Source organism: Allobosea sp. P1_A7 (assembly GCF_056406775.1).
In genome coordinates this window covers 1-5,229 of record NZ_JBFTZN010000432.1, presented here as the reverse complement: position 1 = coordinate 5,229, position 5,229 = coordinate 1, and the positions used below count along the sequence as shown (strand labels likewise).

Sequence of the window (5,229 nt, the reverse complement as noted above, 5' to 3'; positions counted from 1 at the left end):
CTCCTGGGGGCCGGCGAGCGCGAGCCATGATCGGCAGCTTGCGGGTTCAGGACCCTCGCGGCGGGAGCGCCGCGCCGCTCAGCGCTGCGTCAGCCTTGTGATCGTTGCCGCGGGAACCCCGGGGAAGTTGTTGGCCAGGAGATAACGCGGGCTGGACTGCACCCATTTGTCGAGGTCGATCTCCTCGAATTTGCCATTGTCCCAGGTCTGCACGATCTCGAGATCGTCGTCGCCGACATTCTTGACCGCGTGCCCGAAGCCCTGCGGGATATAGGCGACGTCGCCCGGTTTGAACTCGGCCACCTTGCCGCGCCCGCCCGAGCCGAAGAGCGCCACCTGGCCCTTGCCGCGCAGGTAGTAGTGCCACTCGTTCGCGTTCACGTTCCAGTGCAGCTTGCGCATGGCGCCCGGCTTGATGGTCATCACGCCGCCGGACATGGCCTTCGAGACGGGCCATTCGTCGACCGTCGCAAGACGGAAGGTGCCACCGTCGAAGTCGCGCACCGCCCGGTTGTCGTGCAGCAGGGCGAACTTATGCGTCGAATCCTTCGGCCAGGGAGCATCGAGCGCCTCCGACGCCGGCAGCACGGCGCCCGCCTGGATATAGGTCTCGCCCTTGGGAAAGGCGTCGAACGCATCCTTCGGCACGCCGAAATTGAGCGCCAGAAAATCCTTGGGCGTCACGTCGATCCAGTCCGTGATCGAGAAGGTGCCGTGCTCGGAAAAGGCGCCATTGTCGAAGGACAGGATGAAGTGGCAGGGCTTGTCGCCGATGGTCTGGATCGCGTGGCCATGGCCCTTCGGGAAGAACCAGAGGTCGCCCGGCCCGAAATTATTGATCTCGCTCGCTCCCGACGGGTCGAGAACCACCGTCTGGCAGCGGCCATCGATGACATAGGCCCATTCGGCGGCGATCGCGTGCCAGTGCAGCTCGCGCGAGGCGCCGGGCTCGAGGAACATGTGCACGCCGGCAATCCCCTTGCTGATCGGGAACTGGTGGACGGTTGCCTCCTTCGCCCAGCCACCGGACGTCACCTTGGGCGTGTTGCCGTCGAGCGAGAAGCGGAAATCGGGCATCTCGCTGATGTCCTTGGGATCGTGATAGGCGACCTTGTCGCCCGGAGGCAGCTCGACGGCCTGCCGCCCATATCCTCCATCCCCCGCTTTGAACGACGTCAGGCGAGCCTGCGCCTCCGCAGCGATCGTTGTCGTCAGGAGCCCTCCCGCAGCGGTCGCTGCGAGCATCTGTCGACGTGAAATGGAATCCATGACGTCTCTCCTGTGGTTCCAGCGGGCTGTCCGCCGGCCGGCCTGTTCCCCCCCGTTTCCGCGCCGTTCCGCGCCCCGAAATTCTATCATGCCGGCGGCTTCCGGCATCATCTCTCCGGATGATGCGGGCTCATCCAGGCCGGCCGGGAGCGGCCCGGCACAGGGGCCTCGGACGCCGGTGCGGGCCTCTGCGTCACGGCCATGGCCCAGCCAAGCCGCGGCGGCGCGGCAGGATCGCGGGCGGCGGATGAAGACGATGCGGCGCTGGTCGGGGGCGGTGGCCATGCGATGCCCTGGCATTGGCAGGATTGCCTGATGTTCATGCTGCCGAGCCGAGGAACCATCACGTTCAGGTGAGCGCTAGCCCAGTCGCTCCCGATTGATGAATTCGCGGCCTGAGGCATCAACTCAGCCGCAGCCGATGGGCGATGCCGATCCCCGCGGCACGTGCCCCTCCCCGGCTGGCGCGTGTGCCGGTCTCCGTCGCACTCGCATCAGGTCCGGAGATTGCCGTCAGCGGCGAAACAGATTCTCCGCCATGAAGGTGACGAGCGCCTGAATTTTTGGGGAGAGCTGGCGGCTGGAGGGCCACAGGATGCGGAACTCGCCGACATCCTCGACATGCTCGGCCAGGACGGAAACCAGCCTCCCCTCGGCGATCTGCTGCGCCACCGTGAAGAGCGGCAGGCAGGCGACGCCGAGCCCGGCCTCGGCCATGCTGATCAGGGGCTCCTCGATCACATCGACCAGCCGGTCCGTGAAATCGAGGTCGATCGTGACCTCGGGAAAGGCCTGCATGAACTTTGTGATCGTCGGCATGAAGAGCATGCCGGCGAGCGGCAGGCTGACCCGAAGCCTGCCGCGGGGGGCCGCCATGCTCTGCGACAGCTCCTGCTCCGCCGCCTCCAGCTCACCAAAGATCCGCCGGCAGCGCTCCAGGAACATGGCGCCCTCGGCCGTGATCGCGATGCTGCGGGTGTTGCGGTGAAAGAGACGGACGCCGAGGCGCTTCTCCAGACGGGCGATCGTCTTGCCGATGGCCGAGGCCGACACGCCCAGCGCCTCTCCGGCGCGGACGAAGCTGCGCGTCTCGGCGGTGACGACGAACGCATTCAACGCACCGATGGTGTCCACGATCGCCGCCTCCATTGCGGACATCGATGTCCGTTATCTCCGGAGGCATAGCCCATTCTTTCCGCTCTGTGTCGCCGTCTATCTCGGGCGTCGGCGGGATAGTCCGCCGGCCCTTCCCGATCGGAGATCCCATGACCGATACCCCAAAAGCCGAATTCGCCATCGCTCCGCAGCCCACCGTCTTCGTCGTCAACGTCATCCATGCTCATCCCGGCAAGCAGGAGGAGGCCTTCAGGATCATCCAGGATGTCGTGCACTATGTCGCAGAGCGAAAGGAGGGGTTCCTCTGGAGCAACCTGTCGAAGAGCACGGACGGCAAGACCGTCGTGAACATCGAGGCGATCCGCGACGAGAACAATGTCGGCGAATTCTTTTCCGATCCGGTCTTCGCCGAAAAATTCAAGCAGCTGGACACCGTCTCGAAGAGCGAATTTCACATCTACAGGGTTTCCGACCTTGTGCTTCCCGGTCAGCCCGTTGGCTAAAATGACCGGGGCTCTTCCAATCAGGGCTCCCTGGTCGGAAGATGCTCACCCGCGACCGCGCATTGAAAGCAGACGTCGGCGAGTGGAGACCGGCGCAACGTGCATGTGAGACTTCAGGCGGGGTTGCAGGGTTGCGAGACCGGAACGCGGAAGCGCCCGGTCATTCCTGGCAGGGGAGCAAATCACCCGCGCCGGTCCAACGTCCTGGGCCTCGTCGCCGGCGGTTATCTTGTGCGGGGTCGGCAGCCACGCCCGCGCTCAACCGGCAGCAAAGGCGCGACCAGCGCCCATTCATCCTCCGCCAGACCGATCCCCTCGCCCAAGGCTTCCGCCAGGACGACGCGTTGAATCGACATGTCAGCTGTGCGTCAGTACGCGCCGTTATTGCCTTGGGCAGGCAGCCCACGTTCAATGCTGGGGTCTGGGCAGCGCATGGCCGCGCCGTCGGACTTGACTGGGAAAGCGCATGAATCTCAGCTTCGTCAAGATGCATGCCAACGGTGATGATTTTGTCGTCGTCGATGCACGCACGAGCCCCAATCCGGTTGATCCCGATGTCGCGAGATTCCTTGGCGACCGGAACCGCGGCGTCGGCTTCAACCAACTGGCGGTGGTGCTTCCCTGCGACGATGCCGCCGCGCGTCTCATCTTCTGGAATCCAGGCGGCACGACCTTGGGTGCGTGTGGCAGTGCAACGCGCGGCGTCGCTCACCTGATGATGAAAGAGGCCGCGAGCCAGGAAACGACCTTGCGCACCGAGCGAGGCGTGTTGCGCTGCCTGTCGACACAGGACGGGCCTATCAGCGTCGACATGGGCGCACCTCAGCTCGATTGGCGCGACATTCCCCTCGCCGAGCCTTGCGACACATTGCGGTTGCCGCTCGATGGCGAGCCTGCCGCTTGCAGCATGGGCAATCCGCACTGCACGTTTTTCGTTGATGATCTCTCGGCGATCGACCCTTGGTCGGCAGGGCCGCAGATCGAACACCATCCTCTGTTTCCTGAAAAAACCAACGTCCATTTCGTTCAAGTGCTGGACCGCAAGCGCATAAGGCTGCGCATTTGGGAGCGAGGCGGAGGCGTGCCGGCGGGATCAGGATCTTGCTCGTGCGGCGCGGCCGTGGCGGCCATCCGCCGTGGGCTTGTCGACGAGGAAGTCGAGGTCATCTGTGATGGTGGAAGCGTGGGTGTTTCCTGGAAGGCTGGAAGCGGCGTGTGGCTGACGGGCAGGGTCGCGACCGTTTTCCGTGGCGAAATCGCGCTCCCAGGCAAATCCATGCATCGTCAGGACGGCAGCTTTGTCGACAAGGCCTAGCTCAGGCTGCGTTTCGACGAGATCGTCCAAACGCAGAAAACGTGCTCGACTCCGATAGTTTAGAGCGTCTTCGTCGAAACAGGACGCAAGGCCCGCTTGATCGCCTGACCGGTCGGCGGTTTTTTCGTATGCTCCTTTCAGCCGGGCGGTCGCCTCCCCGGCTGCAGCGCTGCCCGGAATCTGCCGCCCCAAGCGAGGTTGCCCGATGACCCGTGCCGAGTTCGTCTGTCTTCGCCAGGCCTGCGGTTTGAGCCTGGACGATCTTGCCCTGGAGTTCGGCCTGAGCCCGGAAGCCGTGCAGGAGATCGAGACGGGGCCCGATGAGGAGGAGGTCAACTCCCTTCACGCCCTGGCGATGGAACGCGTTTCGCTCCAATGCGCCGTCTGCAGGGAAAACCCCACGGTGGCGGCCGCCTCGGTGCGCTCCGACGCGCTCGACCTCGCCTGGATGATCCGGGGCTGAACCGTGAAAGCGCCCGGCCCTCTCTGGTCCGGGCGCAGCTCGCCGCCGCCATGATCCTGTCGGGTCGCTCGCCTCGCTCGCGGCGGGACTGCAGGCTCTGTTTCCCGATCCGTTGACGCTCATCGCGCCGTAACTTATAAGTTACGAATGTTCGAAGTCCGCCAGACCAGGATCTTCTCCAGCTGGCTCGGGGCCTTGCGCGACACCAACGCTCAGCTGCGAATTGCGACGCGCATCCAACGGATGGAGGACGGCAATTTTGGCGACGTCAAGCCGGTCGGCGAAGGCGTCAGCGAAATGCGGATCAGCTATGGGCCGGGGTATCGGGTCTATTTCATCCAGCAGGGCAGGACGATCGTTGTCCTGCTGTGCGGCGGCGACAAGAGCAGCCAATCGGCGGATATCGCCAAGGCAAAGCGCATGGCACAGGAGGCCTGAGACATGCCCCTCGAAACGACCCGCTTCGACATCCAGGAGCAWCTCAAAACCCCTGAGCAGCAGCTCGCCTATATCGAGGCTGCCCTCGATGAGGATGACCCGGCGTTTCTTGCCAAGGCTCTTGG

General features: G+C 64.4%; 6 protein-coding genes. 4 read left to right on the top strand and 2 right to left on the bottom strand.

What is annotated here, in order from left to right:
- Positions 1–78: 78 nt before the first annotated feature.
- Positions 79–1,269, bottom strand: coding sequence for a cupin domain-containing protein (locus AC1D34_RS35740; protein WP_441492832.1), 1,191 nt, complete (start codon positions 1,267–1,269; stop codon positions 79–81).
- Positions 1,270–1,782: 513 nt separating this feature from the next.
- On the bottom strand, positions 1,783–2,403 hold the full coding sequence (locus AC1D34_RS35735) for a LysR family transcriptional regulator (RefSeq protein WP_476826807.1): 621 nt from the start codon (positions 2,401–2,403) through the stop codon (positions 1,783–1,785).
- Positions 2,404–2,534: 131 nt separating this feature from the next.
- Here AC1D34_RS35735 and AC1D34_RS35730 point away from each other — a divergent pair, with 131 nt between their 5' ends.
- From AC1D34_RS35730 to AC1D34_RS35715, 4 genes are all read left to right on the top strand, one after another.
- Positions 2,535–2,888: an antibiotic biosynthesis monooxygenase gene (locus AC1D34_RS35730; protein WP_441492830.1), complete on the top strand. Its 354-nt coding sequence runs from the start codon at positions 2,535–2,537 to the stop codon at positions 2,886–2,888.
- 466 nt (positions 2,889–3,354) lie between these two features.
- The gene (dapF, locus tag AC1D34_RS35725; protein ID WP_476826806.1) at positions 3,355–4,203 is read left to right on the top strand and encodes a diaminopimelate epimerase; all 849 of its coding nucleotides are present in this window, start codon (positions 3,355–3,357) and stop codon (positions 4,201–4,203) included.
- Positions 4,204–4,408: 205 nt separating this feature from the next.
- Entirely contained in the window at positions 4,409–4,666 is a 258-nt protein-coding gene (locus AC1D34_RS35720) for a helix-turn-helix domain-containing protein (protein WP_476826805.1), read from the top strand.
- A 147-nt stretch (positions 4,667–4,813) separates the two neighbouring features.
- Complete coding sequence (locus tag AC1D34_RS35715) at positions 4,814–5,104, top strand: type II toxin-antitoxin system RelE/ParE family toxin (protein WP_441507610.1); 291 nt, start codon at positions 4,814–4,816, stop codon at positions 5,102–5,104.
- Positions 5,105–5,229 lie beyond the last annotated feature (125 nt).